We start from the raw sequence: 26,099 nt of genomic DNA, 5'->3' as shown, positions 1-26,099 counted from the left end.
TGGAACTATATCAACAGCCTAAGGTCAAGAGCGATTTACGCTTCTTTGCGTTTCACCATGTCACGCATACCCTGCGCCAATCGGTCCGCAAAGCGGTTCAAACGTCCCACGCGGCGGTCTCCTTCATGACGAACAAGGTAGAAACTACGACTTAAAGAGAGTTTTGCCCTGTGAAGAAAATGAATGTTGGGGAAATTCGGCATCGCGAAATCATGCACAACCCCAATCCCTGCCCCTTGATTGATCATATTGATCTGAACAGAGACTGAATTAGAAGCTAAGCTGGGTGATGGTTGCAGCCCCATATGGGATAAGTAATCCAATTCTTTGTCAAAAATCAGATCGGGAATATAACCAATGATTGGGTGGTTCTTTAGATTATCTATCTCAGCAAGGTCAGGATGCTGATCAATATAATCACGATGTGCGGCCAAATGCAGATGATAATCGGTTACTTTTTGCACCAACAAACGCCCTGCAGTTGGCGGCGACACTGTAATCGCCATATCGGCTTCGCGTTTTGACAGGTTTAAAACACGCGGTAAGGCTAGAATTTGGATTTCCAAATCTGGATTTTCCGCAGAAATTTCTGAGCATACCTCAGGCAGTAAAAAATTAGCACTACCATCTGGTGCTCCAATACGGATCACACCACTTAATTGATCTGTGGAGCCCTGCATAATCTCTTGCGCAGAAAGTGATGATAATTCCATGTTTGATGCATGATCCATCAACCGTTGTCCTGCATCGGTTAAATCATACCCTTGTGGTGTCTTTACAAACAGCCGTGCCGCCATCTGCTCTTCTAGTCGTGCAATTCTACGCCCCAAGGTGCTTGGATCCATTTTCAACTGTTTACTGGCGGCGGTCAGGCTATTCGCCCGCCCCACATGTAAAAATACTCGTATATCATCCCAATTCATTACATGCTCCGTATTGCATAAATGCAAAATGAATGTGCTATATTGACTGTTTAAAAAGATAAAATGCAAGAGCATACTGCTGCCAAACAGTGTTTGGGAGAACTCACATGCAAGAATTAACACATTACATTAACGGCGAGCACGTCAAAGGCACATCAGGACGCTTCGCAGATGTCTTTAATCCAGCAACGGGTGAAGTACAGGCAAAGGTGCCATTGGCAAATGCTACTGAAATGGAAAAGGCTGTTGAAGTTGCTGCGGCTGCACAACCTGCATGGGCGGCAATGAATCCACAACGCCGCGCACGTGTGATGATGCGTTTTGTGGCACTTCTAAACCGCGATATGGATAAACTTGCAGAAGCGTTAAGTCGTGAACATGGCAAAACCCTTCCAGATGCTGCTGGTGACGTGCAACGTGGCCTTGAAGTAGTGGAATACTGCATCGGTGCGCCGCAAATGCTGAAAGGTGATTATACAGACAGCGCTGGCCCAGGCATTGATATGTACTCTATGCGCCAAGCATTGGGCGTTACGGCTGGTATCACTCCGTTTAACTTCCCTGCCATGATCCCTATGTGGATGTTCGCCCCTGCCATAGTATGCGGAAACGCATTCATCCTTAAACCATCTGAACGTGACCCATCTGTGCCATTGATGTTGGCTGAATTAATGGAAGAAGCAGGATTGCCAAAAGGTATCTTACAAGTTGTTAATGGTGATAAAGAAGCCGTGGATGCAATCCTATTTAACGACACAATCCAATCTGTTGGCTTTGTTGGCTCTACTCCAATTGCTGAATACATATACGGCACGGGTTGCTCACAAGGTAAGCGCGTTCAATGTTTCGGTGGTGCGAAAAATCACATGATCATCATGCCGGATGCTGATTTGGACCAAGCGGCTGATGCCCTACTAGGTGCTGGTTACGGCGCTGCTGGCGAACGCTGCATGGCGATTTCCGTCGCAGTGCCTGTGGGCGATGAAACAGCGGATCGTTTGATCGAAAAGCTTGCACCAAAAGTGGAGGCGCTAAAAGTCGGCCCATACACATCTGGCAACGATGTGGATTACGGCCCTGTTGTGACTGGTGCCGCCAAAGAAAATATCCTGAACTTGGTTGAAAGCGGTGTCAAAGACGGGGCCAAACTGGTCGTAGACGGGCGTGATTTCAATCTACAAGGTTACGAGGACGGATTCTTTGTCGGGGCGCATCTTTTCGATCACGTTACAACGGATATGGACATCTACAAAAAAGAAATCTTCGGCCCTGTGCTTTCAACAGTTCGTGCACAAACATACGAAGATGCCCTGAAAATGGCGATGGATCATGAATACGGCAATGGCACAGCGATCTTTACACGCGACGGTGACACTGCACGTGATTTCGCCAACCGTATTAACATTGGCATGGTTGGCATCAACGTTCCAATCCCTGTACCGCTGGCCTATCACACGTTTGGTGGTTGGAAAAAATCGGTCTTTGGCGATTTAAACCAACACGGGCCTGATGCGTTTAAGTTCTATACGCGGACCAAAACTGTGACATCGCGCTGGCCTTCTGGTATTAAAGAAGGCGGAGAGTTCTCAATCCCAGTGATGGAGTAAGTCATGAAAATCGGATTTATCGGTTTAGGAAATATGGGAACACCAATGGCTGTCAACTTGGCGGCAGCTGGACACGAAGTATCAGGTTTCGATTTGATCACAGACTGCCCTGACGGTGTTTCAAAAGCAGACACAGCTGCCCAAGCGGCAACGGATGCTGATGTCGTTATCACAATGCTGCCAAACGGGGCGATCTTACGCTCTGTTGCCTGCGAAATCATCCCTGCCATGAAAGCGGGTGCAACCCTTTTGGATTGCTCAACCGTTGATGTGCAAAGTGCGCGCGCTGTGGCAGATGATGCCATAGCCGCGGACCTATTAGCGGTTGATGCACCTGTCTCTGGCGGTATTGGCGGTGCAGCTGCGGGAACGCTGACGTTTATGGCTGGTGGGTCTGATGAAGCTTTTGCCAATGTTAACCCTCTTTTCGATATTATGGGACAAAAAGCTGTGCATTGCGGTCCATCTGGTAACGGACAAGCGGCCAAAATTTGCAACAACATGATCCTTGGCGCCACTATGATCGCCACATGCGAAGCTTTTGCTTTGGCGGATAAACTTGGCCTTGAACGTCAGTCTATGTTTGATGTGGTCAGCACATCATCTGGTTACAGCTGGTCAATGAATGCTTATTGCCCTGCTCCAGGTATCGGTCCACAGAGCCCATCGGATAATGACTACCAACCAGGGTTTGCCGCTGAACTGATGCTCAAAGATTTGCGACTTTCGCAACAAGCTGCAGAATCTGTTGACGCTCCAACGCCGATGGGGGAACGTGCGACTGAGCTATATAAACAGTTTGTTGAAGATGAAGACGGATTAGGATCTGATTTTTCAGCCATGCTGCCACGTTTCGAAAAAATGAGTAGATAAAAATGCCCCTATCTTTGTCTAAATATGGTTTAACAGATTTGGACAAAGACACCGAAAGAGTGTTGATGGCCTTGCCTATCACCGAAGTTCCCAAAGACACAGTTCTATTCAGACCGGGGGATGCTGCATCAGGCTTTGCGCTTCTTTTGGATGGGCGAATTGATGTGTTTTTAATAGGGTCATCAGGGCGTGAACTATTGCTATACTCAATCAAACCAGGTCAGTCGTGTGTGCAATCCACACTCGGTTTGATGGGCGGTAATGACTACACTGGCGAGGCAATTTCCACCAGCCCATGCCGCGTGATTATGATCCCACGTGACACGTTCCTATCCCTCATGGATAAATCTGGTGGCTTTCGAAATTTTGTTTTCCGCGCTTTTGCGAACCGAATGCAATCGACCATACAAGTTCTAGAACAAGTTGCTTTTATCAAAATAGAAACCAGATTGGCCGCAGCGTTGCTAAAACGCGCAAAAGGCAATGAAATACACGCCACACATCAAGAGCTGGCTGTGATGATCGGTTCTGCGCGCGAAGTTGTTTCGCGCCGGCTAGAAAGCTTGGCCAAACGTGGTATTTTAAAACTCAGCCGTGGACATATCGCAGTTATAGATACACAAGCACTGTCAAAACTGGCCAACAATCCCAGTTAACCGTGATCATGTCACAGACAACATCCAGAAACGCTTTGTAAAACGCCTTTGAACTCTCAGCAAAGGAAAACGCATGACCAAAAATGTTGGAACATTAGATCGCATCATCCGCGTAATTTCAGGGCTAGCTTTACTCGCAGCATTCTTCTTGAATCCAGAAGCATCGATGCGCTTGCTTTATCTGATTGGAATTATTCCATTAGTGACTGGGCTTATGGGCAACTGCGGATTATATTCCCTGATCGGCGTCAGCACCTGCCCTATAAAGAAATAGTATTAAACGCCGCGGATCATATCCATCATAGCGGCGTTTTCACCAGAAACTTCTTCAAGGCGAGCTTTGACAACATCACCTAGTGTGATCAGACCAACTAAGCGTTTCTTATCATCAATCACTGGCATGTGGCGAAAACGTCCTTCGGTCATGGTTTCTAAAATTGTCTGCGCTGAATCAGACAACCCACAACTGATGACTGTTCCTGTCATAAATTTAGATACGGATTCGGTTAAACATCCTGTGCCACGTTTGCCTAATTCTCGTATGATATCCCGTTCGGACAAAATTCCATCAATAGTCTTCCCATCATCACTAACCACCAACACACCAATACGATGAGCAGATAAATCTGCAGCGGCATCACTGATAGAATGATCCTTAGTGATTGTATAAATGGTTGTCTTTGGTTTTGAATCTAGAATTTTTTGAACGAGCATAAATATAAACCTCCTGTTATTATCTTATTCTATCATAATTTTATAACATCATAAACCAAGCAATATTTTACAAGATGATCCTATTGTCTGAAGATGAAAATATAATCGTCTTGAACACTAAATCTTCATATTCTTGCCATAAATCATACTATAACACACACTACCTTAGGGTGTGTTGAGTAGTAGTAAGTATAGTATCGAGTAGAATAATGGCTTTAGAAAACGTATTGGTTTATAATTTTGCGTCTGGTGATAACACATATCCCCACTCTGGAAATTTCACGATTAGTGTAGGCGGACAAGTATCCATTGATGATTCTAACGGATCTGATGATGCAATATTTGGTGACTTTACTCATACTGGTGGCTTCGATGTAGCTGATCAAGATGTAACTGCATCAACGGTTCCTGGTATTAATGTGGGGGATACTATCGATCTTCGCTATAAATACACATTTACAGGGTCTGATGGCTCAAGCGGTACAATATACTTCATTGCGACAAATGGCACAGCTAATTATGGTCCGAACATCGTTTCTGATACACCGTTAGATCCATCTGTCACATATACCTTTGGAACTTTTAATACGGACGGTGCTGTACCCTATTCCTCTCTTGTACCCTGCTTTACGAAGGGAACCTTTATACAGACTGATTTAGGTCAGGTTGCTATTGAAGACTTATGTGAAGGGGATCGTGTTGTAACATTGGATCGCGGTGCTCAAACAATTAGATGGATTGGCAGTACCATAGTTCCCGCTTGTCAAAATTTAGCGCCAGTTTATTTCAAAGCAGGTGCTATCGGCAATACGCGCGACTTATATGTATCGCAAAATCATAGAATGATGATCACGAATACGCATACGCATCTCTTATTTGGGGAACAATCTGTGCTTGTTGCAGCAAAGCATTTGGTGAACAATGATGATATCTGTATAAAACGTGGTGGTGATGTGGAATATTTTCATATTCTGTTTGATCGGCACGAGATAGTCTTTGCAGAAAATGTACCAAGCGAAAGTTTTCAGCTAGGTGCGCAATCATTCGACAGTGTTTCTGATGAAAGTCGCAAAGAATTGTTGCGGCTCTTCCCTGATTTGAAGAAAAACACTGAATGTTATTCAAGTTCAGCGCGCCAATCGTTAAAAGCGCACGAAGCGGCATTACTGAACGCTGCACAACGCTCTGTGCATTAAGGTGCTGTTATGGTTGCGCTATTGCGCAGCCATTTTCCGTAAATTTAGCATGTCTTTCAGATAATGACCCGTATAGCTGCCTTTTACTTCGGCAACTTCTTCAGGTGTGCCTGTCGCAACGATTTGCCCGCCACCATCACCACCCTCTGGCCCAATATCAATAATATGATCCGCTGTTTTTACGACATCTAGATTATGTTCAATAACGATCACTGTATTACCTTGATCCACTAATTCGTGCAGAACTTCTAGTAGTTTTCGAACATCTTCAAAATGAAGACCCGTTGTTGGTTCGTCCAAAATATAAAGAGTTTTACCCGTGGAACGTTTTGCAAGTTCTTTGGATAACTTTACGCGTTGCGCTTCACCACCAGACAATGTTGTCGCGGGTTGCCCAACTTTTATGTACCCCAAACCAACACGCATCAATGCAGTCATTTTATCGCGAATACTTGGAACTGCTTTAAAGAAAACTTCGGCATCTTCAACTGTCATATCTAAGATGTCAGCGATGCTTTTACCTTTGAAAAGCACCTCTAAAGTCTCACGATTATAGCGTTTACCTTTACAAGTTTCACATTCCACATAAACATCAGGTAAGAAGTGCATCTCAATCTTGATCAAACCATCGCCCTGACAAGCTTCGCACCGTCCGCCTTTTACATTGAAACTAAAGCGACCAGGTTTATAACCGCGCGTTTTTGCCTCTGGCAGTCCAGCAAACCATTCACGGATTGGCGTAAACGCCCCAGTATAAGTCGCAGGATTGGATCGTGGTGTCCGACCGATCGCACGTTGATCAATATCAATCACTTTATCTAATAAAGTCAGACCGTTTACCGCTTCACAAGGTGCAGGTGTTTGTTTTGCACCGTTTAGGCGCATAGAAGCCGTTTTAAACAACGTTTCAATCGTCAGTGTCGATTTGCCGCCGCCAGAAACACCAGTCACACACACAAATTTACCCAATGGATATTCAGCCGTGATGTTCTTTAGATTGTTCCCAGTTGCCCCTTCAACGGAAACAACTTTACCATTACCTTTACGACGTTCCGCAGGAATGCTAATTTCACGTTTGCCTGTAAGGTATTGACCTGTAATTGATTTCTTGGATTTTATAATTTGTGATGGTGTGCCCTTTGCAATGATTTCACCACCATGTACGCCAGCACCTGGGCCAATATCCAGCACATAGTCAGCGGTGCGAATGGCTTCTTCATCATGTTCTACAACAATAACTGTATTCCCTTGATCACGTAGATTTTTCAAGGTCTCCAGTAAGCGATCATTATCGCGCTGATGTAGGCCAATTGATGGTTCATCCAGCACATATAATACCCCGGTCAAACCAGAGCCAATCTGTGATGCTAAACGAATACGTTGGCTTTCCCCACCTGATAAAGTGCCTGCAGAACGGGACAATGTTAAATAATCTAGACCTACATTCACCAAGAAACCCAAACGTTCGCGGATTTCTTTCAAAATTGCCGTAGCAATTTCATTCTTTTGCTTGGTTAATGATGCAGGGACACTTTCAATCCAATCTAACGCCTCTTTAATAGACATTTCAACCACTTGGCCCACATGCAGATCAGCGATCTTCACGGCCAAAGCCTCTGGGCGCAATCGATATCCACCACAAGTTCCACAACCACGGTTGTTTTGATAGCGCTCAAACTCTTCACGGATCCAATTGCTGTCCGTTTCACGGTAGCGACGTTCCATATTGGGGATGACACCTTCAAACGTCCGCGTCACCTCATACACCCTTCCCGCTTCATCATAACGGAACTTAATTTCTGTATCGCCAGAGCCATGCAACATGACCTGTTGCACTTTTTTCGGCAGATCGCGCCATGCGGCGTCTTTGTCAAACCCATAGTGATTGGCAATCGCTTCAATCGTTTGCTTGAAATATGGTGACTTACCCTTAGCCCAAGGTGCCAAAGCCCCATCATAAAGCGATAAACGTGTATCAGGCACAACAAGACGTTCGTCAAAGAACAATTCCACCCCTAAGCCGTCACAATCTGGACATGCCCCAAAGGGCGCGTTGAAGGAAAACAAACGCGGTTCAATTTCTGGAATGGTGAATCCAGATACAGGGCAGGCAAAGTTCTCAGAAAACGTAATGCGCTCAGGTTCACCTTCTTTTGGTGCTGTCTCTAATATAGAAATACCATCGGCCAAATCCAAAGCGGTGCGTAAACTATCTGCTAGACGTGTTTCCAAACCTTCACGCACAACAATACGGTCAACGACCACATCGATATTATGGCGAAACTTCTTGTCCAAAGTTGGCGCATCGTCCAATTCATAGAACTCACCATTCACCTTAACACGTTGAAATCCTTGCTTCTTAAGCTCTTGAAATTCCTTGCGGTATTCACCTTTGCGGTCACGCACGATAGGTGCCAACAGATAGGCACGCGTGCCCTCTTCCATTGCTATAATACGGTCAACCATTTCGGAAACTTGCTGTGCTTCAATCGGTTTACCCGTTGCAGGTGAAAACGGCGTTCCCACACGTGCAAACAACAAGCGCATATAATCATAAATCTCTGTTACAGTACCCACAGTAGAACGCGGATTTTTCGAGGTTGTCTTTTGTTCAATCGAAATCGCAGGTGACAACCCTGCAATATGATCCACATCAGGTTTTTGCATCATATCCAAGAATTGACGGGCATAAGCGGACAAGCTTTCCACATAACGGCGTTGCCCTTCCGCATAGATCGTATCAAACGCCAGTGAAGATTTACCAGAGCCAGACAATCCAGTGATCACCACAAGCTTATCGCGTGGAATATCCACGTCCACAGATTTAAGATTGTGTTCACGTGCACCGCGAATTTCAATGTTCTTTAGCTCGGCCATAATGGGGTATTCCTAAGAAATGTTTAGCAATATGTAATCGGACACGCGAAACATGCCAGTGAAAAGAGTGGAACACAAGGGGAACATTAGTGATTTTAAGGGATTATCTACCTAAAATCTTTTTCACGTAATTACGCGTTTCTTTATAGGGCGGAACGCCATTATATTTTTCAACAGCTCCAGGACCAGCGTTATAAGCCGCAAGTGCCAAACGCCAGCTACCGAATTTACGGTATTGTTTAGCCAAATACCGTGCGCCACCTTCTAGGTTTTGCTTAGGATCACGTGGGTTTACACGCAATGCACGCGCTGTGGCTGGCATAAGCTGTGCTAAGCCAACGGCACCTGCGTGGGACCGTGCTTGCGGGTTCCAATTACTTTCTTGTTGTACCAAACGGTTAAACAGATCTCTTGGAATGCCATGTCGGCGGGCGGCCGCTTCTGCCAAAGGCTTATATTTACCCTTATAGTTGCCTGTATAACGAGGAATCGCTGTGTAATCCGTTTTGCCTTCGGGTAATAAGCGACTGGACCCTTTGTATTGATTGGCCAAACGCCCATCAAGTAAGTTGTGGTGTAATCGGGAAATCTGGCGTGATTTCGAGGACTTAGTCAACCCGCCTGCATAGGCAACGCTTGTCAGCCCAATGCTGAATGCCAATAATAATGATATTCCCCGTCTCATCACTTTGCCCACTCTATTCACTTATAATTGCAAACTCTTTATCCTGTTTTGTGCAATTTTACGAGTCTTTGCTTAATCACAATTTAATAACGTCCTTTTCACCTCTTCTTAATCACTTTCATATGGTCTAAACATCGTTAACCAAGATTACGCCTAAGATTCGATGGGGAGAAACCTAATGGCCGGAAGTTTAAATAAAGTAATGTTAATCGGAAACTTGGGTGCAGACCCAGAAATCCGCACATTCGGCAATGGTGGGCGCGTATGTAACCTACGTATCGCAACATCAGAACGCTGGCGTGACAAGAACACTGGTGAAAACCGCGAGAAGACAGAATGGCACACAGTGGCGATTTTCTCTGAAGGTTTGGTCAAAGTTTGTGAAAACTACCTGAAAAAAGGCTCAAAAGTCTTTATCGAAGGCGCTTTGCAAACGCGTAAATGGCAAGACCAGTCAGGCAATGACCGCTATTCAACCGAGGTCGTTTTGCAAGGCTTTAATGGTACCCTAACGATGCTAGATGGCCGCGGTGGTGGCGACAGCATGGGTGGCGGCCAAGGCGGCGGCTACAATGCACCAGCAAGCGGCGGTGGCGGCTACGGTGGTGGTTCAGGTGGCGGCGCACCAGCCCCAGTGAACAATGACTTGGATGATGAAATTCCGTTCTAGAAAAAATCACTAAATTATATATTTAAAACAGCCTATTAGATATCAATCTTTAGGCTGTTTTCTTTTTGGATAAATGTAAACGCTTTGTAACGCTAAACATTGCGGTCACACATTCGTTATGCTATAAAAATACACAACATATAGTGTTTAAATAACAGAACGAGCAGACCGTGAGCGACGAGACAGAAATCCAAGACGAAAACGCACCAGAACGCCCAGCATACGAAGGGCCTCAGATCACCATCGAAGAGGAAATGAAAACCTCTTATCTTGACTATGCGATGAGCGTGATCGTCAGTCGTGCAATCCCAGATTTGCGCGATGGTCTAAAGCCAGTTCACCGCCGTATCCTTTATGCGATGCACGAAGCGGGTAACAGCCACGAAAAATCATATCGTAAGTCTGCACGTGCTGTGGGCGACGTTATGGGTAAATATCACCCACACGGTGATGCCGCGATTTACGATGCTTTGGTGCGTATGGCGCAAGATTTCTCCATGTCCCTGCCTTTGCTTGATGGTCAGGGTAACTTTGGCTCTATGGACGGCGATAACGCCGCTGCCATGCGTTATACTGAGGTGCGCATGGACAAACCTGCCGCATTCTTACTGGCAGATATCGACAAAGACACCGTTAATTTCCAGGACAACTACGACGGTAAGGACCAAGAGCCAACTGTTCTGCCTGCCCGCTATCCAAATATGCTGGTCAACGGTGCTGGTGGTATCGCAGTCGGCATGGCAACTAATATTCCGCCACATAACCTTGGCGAAGTCATCACTGCTACACTGGCTTTGATCGAAGACCCAGACATGGACAGCGTTCAATTGATGGAACATGTCCCTGCCCCTGATTTTCCAACGGGTGGTATCATCCTTGGTCGTTCAGGTGCGCTAAAAGCCTATACTGAGGGACGCGGCAGTGTGATTGTCCGCTCTAAGACATCGGTCGAAGAAATTCGCAAAGATCGCTGGGCAATCGTAATCCACGAGATCCCTTATCAAGTGAACAAAGCCACGATGATCGAAAAGATCGCGGAACTGTCCCGTGATAAGAAAATCGAGGGCATTGCCCACGTCCAAGACGAATCTGATCGTGTTGGCGTGCGCGTTGTTGTGGAATTGAAACGTGATGCAACGGCAGAAGTCGTGTTGAACCAACTGTTCCGCTACACACCAATGCAAACCAGCTTTGGCTGTAACATGTTGGCTCTGAACGCAGGTCGTCCAGAACAGCTTGATCTACGTGGCTTCCTAACCAGCTTTATTGGTTTCCGCGAAGAAGTTGTTGCACGCCGCACAGCCTATGAACTACGCAAAGCACGTGAACGCAGCCATCTCTTGTGCGGTTTGGCTGTTGCCGTATCCAACGTAGATGAAATCGTTGCCACGATCCGCTCATCAGCAGACCCAGCCGAAGCGCGCTCAAAACTGATGACACGCGCGTGGCCTGCCCATGACATCGTGGAATACATCAAACTGATCGATGATCCATCACACACAGTGAATGATGATGGCACATACCACCTGTCCGAAGCACAGGCGCGTGCAATTCTTGAACTTCGCCTCCAACGCTTAACCGCAATGGGTGTGAAAGAAGTCACAGACGAGCTGCAAGAGCTTGCTGGTAAAATCTCTGATTACTTGGATATCCTACGTTCTCGCGACCGCATCATGTCGATCATCTCTGATGAACTGACAGAAGTGCGCGAAAAATTCGCAGAACCACGCCGCTCTGAAATCGTAGAATTCGCGGGCGATATGGATGACGAAGATCTAATCGAACGCGAAGATATGGTTGTTACAGTCACCAACTCTGGCTATATCAAACGCACGCAACTTGTCGAATACCGTGAACAAAAGCGCGGTGGCAAAGGCACACAAGGTATGAACACCAAAGACGAAGATTTCGTCACCAACCTGTTCGTCGCCAACACCCACACCGCCCTGTTGTTTTTCACAACCGACGGTATGGTTTATAAGCTGAAAACATGGCGCTTGCCATTGGGTGGTCGTAACGCCCGCGGTAAAGCCATCATCAATCTACTGCCAATCCAACAGGGTGTCAGCATCGCTGCTATCATGCCAATCGACGCGGCTGAGGAAGATTGGAAAGACCTGCAAATCGTATTTGCCAATTCCGAAGGTGGCGTACGCCGCAACGCCCTATCGGATTTCACCAATGTGAAATCCAATGGTAAGATTGCGATGAAACTGCCAGAAGGTGTTTCCATCGTTGGCGTAAACATCGCCACCGAAGATGATGATTTCTTCCTAACCACATCTATGGGTAAAGCCATCCGCTTCCCAACCACAGATGTCCGTGTCTTCAAAGGTCGCGATTCATTGGGTGTACGTGGTATCAAACTGGCTGAAGGCGATCATGTTGTCTCTATGGCCGTTGTCCGTCACGTGGATGCATCCGCCGAAGAACGCACAGAATACTTCAAAATGCGCCGTGCTCTATCTGATGAAGATGGTGGCGATGCGGATACATCTGATCTGTCCATCACATCAGAGCGCTATGAAGAACTGGCAGCATTGGAACAATGGGTTCTAACCATCACACGCGGTGGCTTTGGTAAACGATCATCAGCCCACGAATACCGCGTCTCTGGCCGTGGTGGCCAAGGTGTGGCAGCCGCAAACTTGGATCGCCGTGATGATAACATCATCGCAAGCTTTACAGTGCAGGATGAGGATCAAATCATGTTGGCAACATCCACAGGCCAATCCATCCGCTGTCCAGTGGCAGGTATTTCCCGCCAAGGTCGTACATCATCAGGCGTCACAGTCTTTAGCTTAGGCAAAAAAGAAGAAGTGGTTTCTGTGGCTTACATTGCTGAGACGCAGGATGAAGAAGATGCTGAAAGTGGCGAAACAGAAGCGCCAGCAACAGAAGAATAGATAAGCCACAGTATGAATTCGGATCAGGGGGCATACGCCCCCTTTTCTTTTACACAACTCTGGAATACATCCCCCACATGACAAAACCTATTCATATCATCGGCGGCGGCATGGCCGGATCAGAAGCTGCATGGCAAATTGCCAACGCAGATATCCCTGTGGTCATCCACGAAATGCGCCCAACAGTTGAAACTTTCGCGCATCAAACCGAAGGCTTGGCAGAACTCGTATGTTCAAACTCTTTCCGTTCTGATGATGACGAAGGCAATGCCGTTGGCCTGCTCCATTGGGAAATGCGTGCAGCAAATTCAATCATTATGGATATGGGTGGCAAACATTCCGTGCCCGCAGGCAGCGCATTGGCCGTAGACCGCGAAGCGTTCAGCCAAGGCGTGACTGAAAAATTGCTATCGCACCCAATGGTCACATTGGAGCGCGGTGAAGTCACAGGATTGCCACCTGCCGAATGGGGTCAGACAATTATTGCCACAGGCCCCCTAACCTCACAATCCATGGCAGAGGCAGTATTGGCGGAAACAGACCAATCTTCCCTCGCCTTCTTTGATGCCATCGCCCCGATTGTACATGCAGACAGTGTTGATATGTCCAAAGCATGGTTTCAATCCCGCTATGACAAAGGTGAAACCGAAGAAGAGCAAACAGCCTATCTGAACTGCCCAATGGATGAAGAGACCTATAACGCCTTTATTGATACGCTTTTGGCAGCAGAAAAAACAGAATTTAAAGACTGGGAAAAAGACACACCGTATTTTGAGGGTTGCTTGCCCATCGAAGTTATGGCCGAACGTGGCCGCGAAACCTTGCGTTGGGGTCCAATGAAGCCTGTTGGCCTGACAAACCCACATCAGCCAGACATTAAAGCCCATGCCATCGTGCAATTGCGCCGTGATAATGCTTTGGGGACGCTTTTCAACATTGTCGGTTTCCAAACCAAGATGAAATACGGTGAACAAGCGCGTGTACTTTCGATGATCCCAGGTTTGGAAAACGCTGAATTCGCCCGTTTGGGTGGCATTCATCGCAACACATTCATCAATTCACCTTTGCTACTAGATGATCAAATGCGTCTAAAATCACGTCCTGACATCCGTTTTGCAGGACAAATTACAGGTGTTGAAGGCTATGTTGAAAGTGCTGCAATGGGATTGCTTGCTGGTCGTTTAGCTGTGTCCGAGGCACGTGGTGAAAGCCGTCAATCACCACCAAACACCACAGCTATGGGTGCCCTAATCCGCCATATTACAGGTGATGCAGAAGCGAAAACATTCCAACCGATGAACGTTAACTTTGGCCTGTTCCCACCAGTGGATAATGCTAAAACTGGTCGTCGTAACCGCAAAGATCGTTATAAAGCTTATACAGACCGTGCAAAAACTGATTGGACTGCATGGTTGCAGGCTTAGCATCGCATTGCTAACATACTCGGCATGAACACGCACAAAGACCACCTATCAAGAGCATACGGCCTTGAAAAAGTAAAAGACACGCAAGATTTCTATTCGGATTGGGCTGCAACATATGATGCAGAAATCATAGAAAACGGATATGCAACGCCACTTAGGTGCGCCAAAGCGCTCGCTGGATTTACCCCTGACCAAGATTTATTGATATTGGATATCGGTTGCGGCACAGGATTATCAGGACAAGTTCTGGCTGAAACGGGCTTCACCCGTATCGAAGGTTGCGATATAAATCCTGATATGTTGGAAATTGCAAAGTCAAGAAATGTTTATGATAACATATGGTTAGAAGATGTTCGTAAACCAATGAATTTCAAAGACGGCCTGTATGACGCTATCACAGCCATTGGGTGCATTGGCATTGGCGCAGCCCCGGTTGATACGCTTTATAAAATGCTGGCTAAGCTCAAAAGCGGTGGTATGGCGGTGTTTTCTTTTAACGATCACACATTAGAGGATCGTGCATATGAGGCCGCCCTATCCAACCACTTGGACTGCGGTGCTTATGAACTGATGTTTAAGGAACACGGCGATCATCTGCCCGGTAAAGGCATCAAATCAACAGTATATGTGGTGCGCAGACGGTGATTGTTGAACGTTTTGCGCCTTCTCCCACAGGTCTTTTGCACTTGGGGCACGCTTATTCTGCGCTTCTGGCGTGGGACAGTGCATGTTCTAATGGTGGGCAATTTCTTTTACGTATCGAAGATATCGATGCACCACGTTGTAAGCCTGAATTTGAACAAGCAATTTATGAAGATTTAGAATGGCTCGGTATTCATTGGGAAAAACCTGTATTAAAACAATCAAGACAATTATCATCATATTCATATGTTGTCGAAAAACTTTGGGATGCAAATAAACTCTTCGCTTGCGACTGTTCTCGGAAGGATATTGCTATTGCCTCAGCTCCTCAGGAAGGAGGTACACCTCTGATGGGACCAGATGGAATTGTTTATCCAGGAACTTGTCGAAATATGATATCTAGCTCTGGAAATTTCTCAGTTCCGAAAGGAAAAGCTTTGCGTTTAGATATGGCAACTGCATGCATGGTGGCAGCTGTGCCTAATTTAGGTGGTGATATGTTTTATTTTACGGAAATTGGTTCAGGATCTAACCGCGAAACCGGCTTAATTGAAGCGACTACGGCGGAACTTATAAACAACATTGGTGATATTGTTCTTGCACGTAAAGATATTGGTATCAGCTATCATTTAGCAGTCGTGCTTGATGATGCCTTTCAAGGGGTTACTCATGTAACGCGAGGACAAGATTTATTCGAAGCCACTAAAATTCACGTAGTACTACAAAACTTGTTAGGCTTACCAACCCCAATCTATCGCCACCACAAATTGATCCGCGATGAGAACGGTAAACGTTTGGCCAAGCGCGATGATGCGCGTTCTATCCGTGCTTATCGTGAACAGGGATTAACACCGCAAGATATCCGTGAAATGGTTGGCCTTACGTCATAGGTTCCATCAGGATCACCTCATTGCCATCCTGAATTTCCGTGTAAAAACAATTACGACGGTTCGTGTGGCAAGCGGCTCCTGTTTGATCACAAGTCACCAAAAGGCAATCACGGTCACAATCCACACGCAATGATACCAACATCTGCATATTCCCTGATGTCAGCCCCTTTTTCCAAAACTCTTGGCGTGAACGCGACCAATACGTCACGTGACCCGAACGCAAAGTTTCTTCCACGGCTTCTTTGTTCATCCAAGCCATCATCAAAACCTCGCCCGTACCCTCTTGCTGGGCAATGGCTGGGATCAGGCCTTTGTCATCATATTTCAGTGAGGCTGCGTCGAATTTTATGGTCATTTGTCTGGTTTCGCTTTGCATTCTGGAATTCTAGCCCTAATTAGTCATTAATAGATCGGAATGCAAAGGCCCATCCAATGTCAGACAATCAAGATTTGATGAAGCTTTATTCACAGCGCATCCTGAAACTTGCTGCGAACATTCCCCTGATTGATCGTTTGGAAAACCCAGATGCAACGGTGCGTAAACGCTCGCCACTCTGCGGTTCTACGGTAGAGGTTGATGTAAACGTCGAAAACGATGTAATCACAGCATATGGCCAAGACGTAAAAGCCTGCGCATTGGGGCAAACGGCTGCGTCTGTTTTGGGTGCGCATGCAATCGGTGCTTCCAAAGACCAGTTGGAAAAGGCACGCGATCAACTGTTTGCCATGCTCAAAAGTGATGGTCCTATACCTGATGCCCCATTCGATGATTTGGAGGTTCTTTTGCCAGCAAAAGAATATTCAAACCGTCATGCCTCTATTATGCTTGCACTTGAAGCCACGCTTCAAGCAATGGAAGAAGCATAAAAAAACACCGCAATCCAAAGGGATGCGGTGTGAAGTTGTAGCAAGTCGTAATCTGTATGCTTGAGTGTGATCGGGGAAGATCGTGTTCCGTGTGAGGCATGGAACCAAGCGAACATCATAGAGGGTATGTGATGTTAATCGTCAGATAGACCGCAGGCAAAAACAGGTAATTAATAAAGCCCTGGCAGATGAAGACCGACCATCAGCATGACAAAAATAGCTGTCAGGCCAAGAGCATCTTCAATAATGGCTTTTGGAGAGTGGGTTGCGAGCTTAGAAATATGTTTCATTGTATCGTATCCTGCCAAGGTTGTTTCAGTGTTTTGTTCTTTTTGTTGCCTCTTTGTTCTCATATGTTTGTTCTTTTGTAAAGAACTTTATGAGAACATTAGCGAACAAATTAGAACATCCTTAACTAAGATATACTTAACCTATTGATAACAAACGAATAGATTTTTCGTGTTCTAACAGGTATAAAAGCGTGATCACGGCGTTACCACGGCGTGATTGCAGTTTTGCATCCTCATGGATCAGCAATCTGGCGTCATCATGGGCGATTTTCATCAGGGTTGTTTGCGCTTCCAAATCACCGACACGGAACCGGGCTACACCAGATTGCGCTGTTCCCAACAGATCCCCTGCTCCGCGTAATTTCAAATCTTCCTCTGAAATTCGGAACCCATCTTCGGTTTCACGCATCACAGTCAAACGCCGTTCTGCCGTTTTGCCCAAAGGGGACGCATACATCAGCAAACAGGTACTTGCCTCGGTTCCACGTCCAACACGCCCGCGCAGCTGATGCAGCTGTGCCAAACCGAAATGTTCTGCCTGTTCAATCACCATAATCGACGCATTGGGCACATCAACGCCCACTTCAATCACAGTGGTTGCGACCAGAATAGAGGTTTCACCCTGAATAAACGCAGCCATAGCCGCATCTTTTTGTGCCACTGGCATCTGCCCATGCACCAATCCAACGTTTTCATCGCCCAAGGCCAACCGCAGCGTTCTAAATCTATCTTCAGCTGCTGCGTGATCCACCAATTCGCTTTCTTCCACCAACGGACACACCCAATAGGCTTGTTTGCCTTCAGCAATCGCAGCTTTCAATCGGTCAACCACTTGGTCCATACGGGAATTGGACACCAACACAGTTGTTATTGGTTTCCGCCCTGGTGGTTTTTCATCCAGCACAGACACATCCATATCGCCGTAATGCGACAGCTCTAACGAGCGCGGGATTGGTGTGGCTGTCATAACCAACACATCCACAGCATCGCCTTTAGCCCCCAAATCCATGCGTTGGCGCACACCAAAGCGATGCTGTTCGTCAATCACAGCAATGCGGAGCCCTGAAAACTCTACATCCTTTTGGAATACCGCATGTGTGCCCACCAAAATATGAATATTCCCATCAGCCAAGGCTTTCAGTTTTGCTGTACGTTCTTTACCCTTATCGCGCCCCGTCAGGATTTCCAGTACAACACCTGCCTCTTCAGCAAGCGGTTGCAGTCCCGCCAGATGCTGACGTGCCAAAATCTCGGTGGGTGCCATCATTACACCCTGCGCGCCCGCTTCTACAGCGGCAAGCATTGCCATAAACGCCACCAATGTTTTGCCCGCGCCAACATCACCCTGCAACAAACGGTTCATACGGTTGTTGTCAGCCATGTCCGTCGTAATCTCATCAATCGAACGGCTTTGCGCCCCAGTGGGTTTATAGGGTAAGCTTGCCAGCACTTTATTGCGCAACTTACCAGTCCCCAGCGTCGGTATCCCTTTCGCACGCCGTGTATTCGCGCGTGCAATCGCCAATGTTGTTTGATGCGCTAGAAACTCATCATAGGCCAAACGCTCGCGTGCCTTGGCCTCTCGTGACAGATCAGACGTGGATTGCGGAGCATGTGCCGCCAAAACCGCGTCTTTCCAAGACGGCCAACCGTGTTTTTTCAAAACAGAGGGTTCAATCCATTCTGGCAAATCGGGCACACGTGCCAAAGCGCCTTTTGCTGCTTTCTGGATCAGTTTTTGCGTAATCCCCGCAGACATCGGATACACAGGTTCAATCGGCGGAATGCTATCTGCCTCATCCACCGTTAAAATATAATCGGGATGCACCATTTGCGCCAAACCATCAAAGACTTCCAATTTCCCCGAAATGATCCGCTTTTGCCCTGACGGCAGTTGTTTTTGCAGCCAATCTTTGCGTGCATGGAAAAACACCAACTGAAAACTGGCCCCTGCATCCTCGACCATCACACGGTATGGGCGGCCTTTCACGGCATTGGGTTGATGCAAGCCAACAGTCACTTCAACAGTCACAACACTGGGCAAAACCGCATCGTTAATGGTCTTAATCGGATTGCGATCGATCAGGTTATGCGGCAGCGTAAACAGCAGGTCGCCTGGTTTTTCCACACCCATTTTGGCAAAGTTTTCAACCGAACGCGGCCCAACCCCATCCAGACCTTTCAAGTCAGCAAAAAGCGGGAACAATATTTCAGGACGACGGCTCATACGCCATTATCCACTGGTTTCGTTGATCAAGGCAAGCCATTCATCCTCGGTCATCAAAGTGACCCCCAATTCCTTGGCTTTCTTTTCTTTTGACCCAGCACCAGGCCCTGCAACCACAATATCGGTTTTCTTGGATACGGAACCCGAAACTTTGGCCCCCAGCGTTTCCGCACGATCCTTGGCTTCTGCCCGTGTCATGCGCTCCAACGTCCCTGTGAAAACAACAATCTTGCCTGCCACAGCGCTGTCCGACGTATCGGTTTGCACCACATCGTGAATATCAAGGTGTGCCACCAAGCGATCAATTGCAGCGCGAGTTTCTGGGGCATCAAAGCTGTCCACCAATGTGGTCGCCATAACTGATCCCACACCGTCAATCGCGTTCAGAGTATCCCAAGCTTCACCCTCATGATCCTTGGCTGCATCCATTGCAGCGGCAAAAGCATCCCATGACTGATAATTCTTAGCGAGTAATGATCCCGTTGTATCGCCAACATGACGAATGCCTAATGCAAAGATCAACTTATTCAGTGGAATGACACGTTTTTCATTGATTGCAGCAAACAAGTTTGTTGCTGATTTATCGCCCCATCCTTCGCGGTTCTTTAACTTTGTAAAGTTCGCAGTATCACGTGTTTCCAGTGTGAAGATATCGCTAGGCTCTTTGATCAGCAGATTTTCATCGTCAAAAAACATTTCAATCTGTTTATTTCCCAAACCTTCAATGTCAAATGCCCCACGTGACACAAAATGCTTTAACCGTTCCACCGCCTGTGCTGGGCAAATCAAGCCACCCGTACACCGCGCAACACTGTCGCCATCTTCACGAATAGCAGGTGATCCACAATCAGGACATATGGTTGGGAATACATAAGGTTGGCTATCATCCGCACGTTTGCTGATATCTACATCACGTATTTTGGGGATCACATCACCCGCGCGGTACACCTCGACCCAATCGCCTACTCGGATATCACGACCTTCGCGGATTGGCATACCTTTACTGTCACGTCCAACGATATAATCCTCATTGTGCAAAGTGGCATTAGAGACAACCACACCGCCCACTGTAACAGGCGTTAAGCGTGCCACAGGAGATAAAGCGCCAGTGCGCCCCACCTGAATTTCAATAGCTTCTAAACGTGTGTGTGCAATTTCGGCAGGGAATTTATGCGCCACAGCCCAACGCGGTGTTGTTGAACGAAAACCAAGACGGTTTTGCAATGATAAATCATCGACTTTGTAAACCACGCCATCAATATCGTATCCCAAAGTGGCGCGTTGTTCTTCGATAGTTTTATAATGTGCGATTAAAGCCTTTGGGCCATTGCAGGTTTGCATCAACGGATTGGTTGAAAAACCCATATCTGCCATGCGCGCTACGGCTTTTGATTGCGTATCTGCCAAAGGCTCAGATAGTTCACCCCAAGCATAAGCGAAAAACTCCAACGGACGTGATGCCGTAATATTGGCATCCAATTGGCGCAAAGATCCTGCCGCAGCATTGCGCGGATTGGCGAAAAGCTTACCCCCCTTTTCCTCTTGGCGTTTGTTTAGAGTGTGAAAATCAGCATGACTCATGTAAACTTCGCCGCGGATTTCCATGACAGCTGGGGCATTTTTAACCTGTTGCGGGATATTAGGAATTGTACGCGCATTATTTGTGACATTTTCACCAACTTCACCGTCACCACGCGTAACAGCGTGAATTAATGTACCGTTCTCATAGCGTAATGATAATGACAGGCCATCGATCTTTGGTTCAGCCGTATAGTCAAGCTTTGCAGATATTTCGATACCCAGATATTTTCGGATACGTGTATCAAATTCTGTGACATCCTCATCATTAAAAGCGTTTCCAAGGGACAGCATTCGGACTGTATGTGTGATTTTTGAAAAACTTTCTGAAACAGATCCGCCAATTTTATCGCTGGGACTATCTGCGCGTTTCAGGTTTGGGAATGCTGTTTCAACTGCCAAGTTGCGACGCTTTAATGCGTCATACTCTGCATCTGAAATCACTGGTGCATCGTCAGTATGATACTGCGTATTGGCATCATTTAGTTGCAGCGCCAAGCGCGCAAGTTCTTTGCGCGCTTGGTCTTCGGTTAATTCTGAAACTGGAACGAATTGGTCCATGCCACCCCATCAATATTATACCCTATTGATGTAAAGCACTTGAAGAATACCGTCCATAGATTCCTTAGATTATCCAGCCTCTGCAAGTATTGGTGTTTCATCCCCTATTGGGTCACGTAAAACATATCCGCGTCCCCAAACCGTTTCGATGTGGCTGTCGCCATCTGTTGCTTTGGCAAGCTTTTTGCGTAACTTACAAATAAAGACGTCGATAATCTTAAGTTCAGGTTCATCCATACCGCCATACAGGTGGTTTAAAAACATCTCTTTAGTTAATGTGGTCCCCTTGCGTAAGGAAAGTAATTCGAACATCTGATATTCTTTACCCGTCAAATGGACATCATTGCCATCAACATCGACGGTTTTCTGGTCCAAGTTAACATTAATGCTGCCTGTCGTAATAATACTTTCAGCATGACCTTGGGAACGGCGTACAATCGCGTGAATGCGAGCAACCAACTCGGCGCGATCGAAAGGTTTTGTTAAATAATCATCTGCACCAAATCCAAATCCTTTTAATTTATCTTCGACGGAATCATATCCAGATAGGATTAGAATAGGTGTACGAACTTTTGCATTGCGCAATTGCCTCAAAACTTCATGACCATCCATATCAGGTAAGTTCAAATCTAATAGGATTAAATCGTAATCATAGAGTTTGGCCAGATCTATGCCCTCTTCACCCAAATCGGTTGCATAGACATTAAAATTGGCATTTTGCAGCATCAATTCGATACTTTTAGACGTGGTTGGATCGTCTTCGACTAATAAAATTCGCATAAATTCCTCCGCGAGCGGTCAATTAATATAATTATTACTTTGTAGAAAAATGGTTAATCATGAGTTACTTACTATAAAAAAACTTTAATTACTCAATTTAAGGTTGTCTATAACTTTTAAGCTTCGTGGCTTTTAAAGCGCCAAAACCATACTGCTTGATAGCGCGATGCCATTCATCAAACTCATCTTGTGATAATCCGTAAAGTTCGCAGGCTTCGGACATCGTTATAAGGCCCGTTTCTACACCTAAAATCACTGTCGCCTTGCGAGAGGCGACCCATCGTTTTGTCGTTCTTTCTGGTAGATCTGATCGTGTAAATTTCTGCCCATTGGGCAAAGTCACATAAGCTGGACCATCATTTTTCTTTAAATACATAACCACTCGCATTGATAACGTAGCGTTGTTTTGCCGCAAAACCCTTAATCACAAATGAAAGCGGCTCTTGTGAATGTCTAAGGTTTTACGATAAAGCGAGCAATTAAGGAGATCGTAACCATGGCGTTAGATACACCACTACCATTGAATTCAATGGGCTTTGCCAAAGAGCCCAAAGATACACGTGTGCTTGTTGCAATGTCAGGTGGCGTGGACAGTTCTGTTGTAGCAGCTCAATTGGCATCCGAAGGTTACGACGTGGTTGGTGTCACACTACAGCTTTACGATCATGGTGCAGCGCTGGCCAAAAAAGGGGCCTGTTGTGCTGGTCGCGATATCCACGATGCCCGCCGTGTCGCCGAAGAAATGGGTTTTCCCCATTATGTTCTGGATTACGAAAACAAATTCAAAGAAAGCGTTATTGACGAATTTGCAGATGCTTACCTTGCGGGCGCAACCCCTGTCCCCTGTATCCGCTGCAATGAACGTGTGAAATTCCGCGACCTACTTGAAACTGCCAAAGATTTGGATGCGGATTGCATGGCAACAGGCCATTACATTCAACGCTTCCAAGGTAACGAAAAGGCAGAGCTGCACAAAGCGGCAGATGGTGACCGCGATCAATCCTATTTTCTTTTCTCAACGAAACAAGATCAGCTGGATTATCTGCGCTTCCCATTGGGGCATCTGAAATCCAAGGCTGAAACACGCGATCTGGCCCGTAAATTCGGCCTGCCCGTTGCAGACAAACCAGACAGCCAAGACATCTGTTTCGTGCCAAACGGGTCCTACGCCGCTGTCATCGAAAAACTACGGCCCGAGGCCGCAGACCCAGGGGATATCGTTCACATCGATGGCGAGGTTTTGGGTCAGCACAAAGGCATCATCCACTACACCATCGGCCAACGCCGTGGTTTGGGCATTGGCGGACGTGATCCGCTTTATGTGGTGAAATTGGACGCAGACACAAAACAAGTGATCGTAGGGCCAAAAGAGGCTTTGGGTACAACAACTGTCCCTGTACGCGAAATCAACTGGCTTGGTGATGAGCCGTTCGAATCTCGCTCCGAATGGCACGTCAGCGTGCGTGTACGGTCTACCCGCGCACCCAAAGAAGCGATCATCCGTCCGATTTCAGACACCGAGGCCTCTGTTGAACTACTCACATCCGAAGAAGGCGTCGCCCCTGGCCAAGCCTGCGTATTCTACGAAACCGAAGGCACTAGGATTTTTGGTGGTGGCTGGATTTGGCGTGGGTATTGAAAACAAATTCTATTTCTGAGTTTCAATCTGAATGTAAGTGTATTCATGCCTGTAATTAATTTCAGGTCCGCGTTTAGATATAGTATAAAAGCTATCACCAACAATATGTGCAACTGTTTTGCCTTTTGAAAAAGCAAAGGTTTCTTTCCTTTTGTGTTTTGTCTCGCGGTGAATTTCGCTGTAGAAAGCGCGATTTTTTGCAGGAGAGTACTTATATTTAGACTGTTTTAATGTGTTTATTAGATAACTGTAATATGCGTTGTGACTTTTACTATTATCTTTATTATCTTCATCCTTAAATGGAATAATAATTTTACATCCTATTAAGTCGTTTCTTGAATACATGGAAATATTTATAATTGGATATTTAGATACCAGGCGTATTTTATTAGGTGATTTTACATATAAATTTGTATTCTTAATCCGTCCTATTGCTGTTCTTAGGCTATTTGTAATAAATCTCTTTTTCTTATAACCATGTTTTAAAAGCTCTGGAGCATCACTTTTACCTTGCTCTAAGCTCGATAGACACGTGTTATACACAAGTGTAAGTTCTTTCTTCATATCCAACGGGATTTCTGCATATGAATGATTTGAAAACCCAATCGTTGAAAAAACAGCAAAGCAAGTGATTTTGAAAATATGCTTTAATATAAGTGGCATTAGGAACTTCCATAATAAGTTTATAAATAGCTTCAAATCACTTAAAACACATAATGTGTGTTAAACAACGGCTAATTTTCCGCACCCAGAATTTTACTGGTGAGGTTAAGTATCTTAGATTTATATGGTTGAAAATGGTGGGCCCACCGATGTGGTTTATAGAACCGAACAAGGTTGCCATGCCTTGCGCTTAGTTTGACCTGTCATTTTAGCGGTTTCTTCATTTGACGCTGTTACCCGTCCTTCGGAAATCCGAAAACCAATTTGTGTCGACGGGAATGGTTATACCCCGCAAAATGTTGATACGGCGTTACACCTGCGTACGGTCTATTGTTTTCGTCGAAAATCTATGGCTCAAACACACATAGCATTTAATACATTTTGTTATGGAAGTTGCCCAAATTGCATCGTGACAAATTGTGAGCCGCCACGCGTTTGGTGTGACATGTTGATTGTGATCATATGGTCTTTTGTTGCATAGGCTGTTAAAGCCACACCGAATTTATTCTTTGCTGTGATTTTCTTATAACCGCGCTTTTTCAATTCTGATAGCACACCATCTGTTATATCCTTAGCTGAGGCACGATTAACATTATTGGCCACGCCACTGCACGCAGGCTGACCGCCCCACTTGATCATTCTAACACTAAAATACTGTTTTTTATTAAACACCTTTGATTTAACCACGGGTTTTTCATATGCTTTTTTGACTTTTGTATAGTTATATATGCCTAATAAATCAGGATGCGATCGTTTGTTTTTTAATGCATCCAAACATGCTCTGGTTACCAATTTAGCTTCTGCATTCAAATTTAATTGTTGTGCTTGTGCAGCCAGCCCAGAAGTCAGCATTACGAATGGTACAAGGAAGATATAATTTTTCAATTTAATATTTATCAAAAGACCACTCTTGCAAATGATAGTGCCGTTGTTGGAGAGCCGCTGTTATAAATAGTACTACCATTTATCAGTAAGTTAACGTCACCTTTTTTATAAACCTGCATAGCTCTGCCGCGTTTGTCTTTAACGACTGTTTGTTTATATCCATTTTTTTTGACCTCGGAAAAAGCTGCGTTTGATATTTTTCTCGCATCCGCACCTGCAACGAATAATGCGTTTAGGTGGCATATTTTACCTTTACCAAATTTACCAATATGGACTCTGAATGCGCGTTTTGTGTTCAGAAAACCTGCCTTAATTTTGGGCTTGAAATACTTGTTTCCTTTTTTCACAAAAGCATATTGGGTCAACGCAGAGAGGTCGCTTTGGTTTTGTTCTAATGCATTTAAACATGTACGCGTAATGCGTTTTGTTTCTAAGCTAAGGTCTAATTTTTGATCTTGGGCATGGCTTAATGTTGGGGTCAAACTAATAAGAAGCAGCCCTATAGCAATCTTAAGATTAATATACATATATGTCCCCTATACCCTC

Annotated in this window: 24 protein-coding genes; 12 read left to right on the top strand and 12 right to left on the bottom strand. The window is 45.8% G+C overall.

What is annotated here, in order from left to right:
* Positions 1-35 precede the first annotated feature (35 nt).
* Complete coding sequence (locus tag F9L33_RS03910) at positions 36-923, bottom strand: LysR family transcriptional regulator (RefSeq protein WP_152141415.1); 888 nt, start codon at positions 921-923, stop codon at positions 36-38.
* A 107-nt stretch (positions 924-1,030) separates the two neighbouring features.
* On the opposite strand from F9L33_RS03910, the gene F9L33_RS03905 reads away from it, so the two are divergent.
* The 4 genes from F9L33_RS03905 to F9L33_RS03890 all read left to right on the top strand — a co-directional run bounded on the left by F9L33_RS03905 (position 1,031) and on the right by F9L33_RS03890 (position 4,333).
* On the top strand, positions 1,031-2,530 hold the full coding sequence (locus F9L33_RS03905) for a CoA-acylating methylmalonate-semialdehyde dehydrogenase (protein ID WP_152141414.1): 1,500 nt from the start codon (positions 1,031-1,033) through the stop codon (positions 2,528-2,530).
* A gap of 3 nt (positions 2,531-2,533) precedes the next feature.
* Positions 2,534-3,403, top strand: coding sequence for a 3-hydroxyisobutyrate dehydrogenase (mmsB, locus tag F9L33_RS03900; protein ID WP_152141413.1), 870 nt, complete (start codon positions 2,534-2,536; stop codon positions 3,401-3,403).
* Between the two features lie 2 nt (positions 3,404-3,405).
* Positions 3,406-4,059, top strand: coding sequence for a Crp/Fnr family transcriptional regulator (locus F9L33_RS03895; protein WP_152141412.1), 654 nt, complete (start codon positions 3,406-3,408; stop codon positions 4,057-4,059).
* 73 nt (positions 4,060-4,132) lie between these two features.
* A complete protein-coding gene (locus F9L33_RS03890; protein ID WP_152141411.1) occupies positions 4,133-4,333 on the top strand; it encodes a DUF2892 domain-containing protein in 201 nt (66 codons plus the stop codon).
* A gap of 2 nt (positions 4,334-4,335) precedes the next feature.
* On the opposite strand, the gene F9L33_RS03885 is transcribed toward F9L33_RS03890, so the two are convergent.
* Positions 4,336-4,773 (bottom strand): CBS domain-containing protein, encoded by a 438-nt coding sequence (locus F9L33_RS03885; RefSeq protein WP_152141410.1) that lies wholly within the window; start codon positions 4,771-4,773, stop codon positions 4,336-4,338.
* 209 nt (positions 4,774-4,982) lie between these two features.
* On the opposite strand from F9L33_RS03885, the gene F9L33_RS03880 reads away from it, so the two are divergent.
* Positions 4,983-5,969 carry a Hint domain-containing protein gene (locus F9L33_RS03880; protein ID WP_152141409.1) on the top strand — a complete coding sequence of 329 codons (987 nt, stop codon included), beginning with the start codon at positions 4,983-4,985 and terminating at the stop codon, positions 5,967-5,969.
* Between the two features lie 18 nt (positions 5,970-5,987).
* Here the strand turns inward: F9L33_RS03880 and uvrA are convergent, their stop codons facing one another.
* A complete protein-coding gene (uvrA, locus tag F9L33_RS03875; RefSeq protein WP_152141408.1) occupies positions 5,988-8,846 on the bottom strand; it encodes an excinuclease ABC subunit UvrA in 2,859 nt (952 codons plus the stop codon).
* 103 nt (positions 8,847-8,949) lie between these two features.
* Entirely contained in the window at positions 8,950-9,531 is a 582-nt protein-coding gene (locus F9L33_RS03870) for a lytic transglycosylase domain-containing protein (RefSeq protein WP_152141407.1), read from the bottom strand.
* 178 nt (positions 9,532-9,709) lie between these two features.
* Here F9L33_RS03870 and ssb point away from each other — a divergent pair, with 178 nt between their 5' ends.
* The 5 genes from ssb (at position 9,710) to gluQRS (ending at position 16,063) form a co-directional block, all read left to right on the top strand.
* Complete coding sequence (ssb, locus tag F9L33_RS03865) at positions 9,710-10,201, top strand: single-stranded DNA-binding protein (RefSeq protein WP_152141406.1); 492 nt, start codon at positions 9,710-9,712, stop codon at positions 10,199-10,201.
* 170 nt (positions 10,202-10,371) lie between these two features.
* Positions 10,372-13,107 carry a DNA gyrase subunit A gene (gyrA, locus tag F9L33_RS03860; RefSeq protein WP_152141405.1) on the top strand — a complete coding sequence of 912 codons (2,736 nt, stop codon included), beginning with the start codon at positions 10,372-10,374 and terminating at the stop codon, positions 13,105-13,107.
* A gap of 77 nt (positions 13,108-13,184) precedes the next feature.
* The gene (gene trmFO / locus F9L33_RS03855; protein ID WP_152141404.1) at positions 13,185-14,531 is read left to right on the top strand and encodes a methylenetetrahydrofolate--tRNA-(uracil(54)-C(5))-methyltransferase (FADH(2)-oxidizing) TrmFO; all 1,347 of its coding nucleotides are present in this window, start codon (positions 13,185-13,187) and stop codon (positions 14,529-14,531) included.
* A gap of 24 nt (positions 14,532-14,555) precedes the next feature.
* On the top strand, positions 14,556-15,176 hold the full coding sequence (locus F9L33_RS03850) for a class I SAM-dependent methyltransferase (RefSeq protein ID WP_152141403.1): 621 nt from the start codon (positions 14,556-14,558) through the stop codon (positions 15,174-15,176).
* Entirely contained in the window at positions 15,173-16,063 is an 891-nt protein-coding gene (gluQRS, locus tag F9L33_RS03845) for a tRNA glutamyl-Q(34) synthetase GluQRS (RefSeq protein WP_152141402.1), read from the top strand. The genes F9L33_RS03850 and gluQRS overlap by 4 nt, the downstream gene beginning before the upstream one ends.
* Here the strand turns inward: gluQRS and hisI are convergent.
* Entirely contained in the window at positions 16,053-16,412 is a 360-nt protein-coding gene (gene hisI / locus F9L33_RS03840) for a phosphoribosyl-AMP cyclohydrolase (RefSeq protein WP_152141892.1), read from the bottom strand. The genes gluQRS and hisI overlap by 11 nt on opposite strands.
* An 83-nt stretch (positions 16,413-16,495) precedes the next feature.
* On the opposite strand from hisI, the gene F9L33_RS03835 reads away from it, so the two are divergent.
* The gene (locus F9L33_RS03835; RefSeq protein ID WP_152141401.1) at positions 16,496-16,930 is read left to right on the top strand and encodes an iron-sulfur cluster assembly scaffold protein; all 435 of its coding nucleotides are present in this window, start codon (positions 16,496-16,498) and stop codon (positions 16,928-16,930) included.
* Between the two features lie 426 nt (positions 16,931-17,356).
* On the opposite strand, the gene recG is transcribed toward F9L33_RS03835, so the two are convergent.
* The 4 genes from recG to F9L33_RS03815 all read right to left on the bottom strand — a co-directional run bounded on the left by recG (position 17,357) and on the right by F9L33_RS03815 (position 22,742).
* Positions 17,357-19,447, bottom strand: a complete 2,091-nt coding sequence (recG, locus tag F9L33_RS03830) for an ATP-dependent DNA helicase RecG (RefSeq protein WP_152141400.1) — start codon at positions 19,445-19,447, stop codon at positions 17,357-17,359.
* A gap of 6 nt (positions 19,448-19,453) precedes the next feature.
* Entirely contained in the window at positions 19,454-21,586 is a 2,133-nt protein-coding gene (gene ligA / locus F9L33_RS03825; protein WP_152141399.1) for an NAD-dependent DNA ligase LigA, read from the bottom strand.
* Between the two features lie 69 nt (positions 21,587-21,655).
* A complete protein-coding gene (gene ctrA / locus F9L33_RS03820) occupies positions 21,656-22,366 on the bottom strand; it encodes a response regulator transcription factor CtrA (protein WP_152141398.1) in 711 nt (236 codons plus the stop codon).
* 97 nt (positions 22,367-22,463) lie between these two features.
* Positions 22,464-22,742: a DUF1153 domain-containing protein gene (locus F9L33_RS03815; RefSeq protein WP_152141397.1), complete on the bottom strand. Its 279-nt coding sequence runs from the start codon at positions 22,740-22,742 to the stop codon at positions 22,464-22,466.
* Positions 22,743-22,862: 120 nt separating this feature from the next.
* On the opposite strand from F9L33_RS03815, the gene mnmA reads away from it, so the two are divergent.
* Complete coding sequence (gene mnmA / locus F9L33_RS03810; RefSeq protein ID WP_152141396.1) at positions 22,863-24,005, top strand: tRNA 2-thiouridine(34) synthase MnmA; 1,143 nt, start codon at positions 22,863-22,865, stop codon at positions 24,003-24,005.
* Between the two features lie 9 nt (positions 24,006-24,014).
* On the opposite strand, the gene F9L33_RS03805 is transcribed toward mnmA, so the two are convergent.
* The 3 genes from F9L33_RS03805 to F9L33_RS03795 all read right to left on the bottom strand — a co-directional run bounded on the left by F9L33_RS03805 (position 24,015) and on the right by F9L33_RS03795 (position 26,080).
* Positions 24,015-24,668, bottom strand: a complete 654-nt coding sequence (locus F9L33_RS03805; RefSeq protein ID WP_152141395.1) for a hypothetical protein — start codon at positions 24,666-24,668, stop codon at positions 24,015-24,017.
* Positions 24,669-25,052: 384 nt separating this feature from the next.
* Positions 25,053-25,568 carry a hypothetical protein gene (locus F9L33_RS03800; protein ID WP_152141394.1) on the bottom strand — a complete coding sequence of 172 codons (516 nt, stop codon included), beginning with the start codon at positions 25,566-25,568 and terminating at the stop codon, positions 25,053-25,055.
* Positions 25,565-26,080 carry a hypothetical protein gene (locus F9L33_RS03795; RefSeq protein WP_152141393.1) on the bottom strand — a complete coding sequence of 172 codons (516 nt, stop codon included), beginning with the start codon at positions 26,078-26,080 and terminating at the stop codon, positions 25,565-25,567. The genes F9L33_RS03800 and F9L33_RS03795 overlap by 4 nt, the downstream gene beginning before the upstream one ends.
* Positions 26,081-26,099: the final 19 nt, after the last annotated feature.

The organism is Amylibacter sp. SFDW26 (assembly GCF_009184395.1).
Taxonomy (GTDB): Bacteria; Pseudomonadota; Alphaproteobacteria; order Rhodobacterales; family Rhodobacteraceae; genus Amylibacter.
Note: the sequence above shows the minus strand (reverse complement) of the source record. Positions and strands in the feature narration are given on the sequence as shown.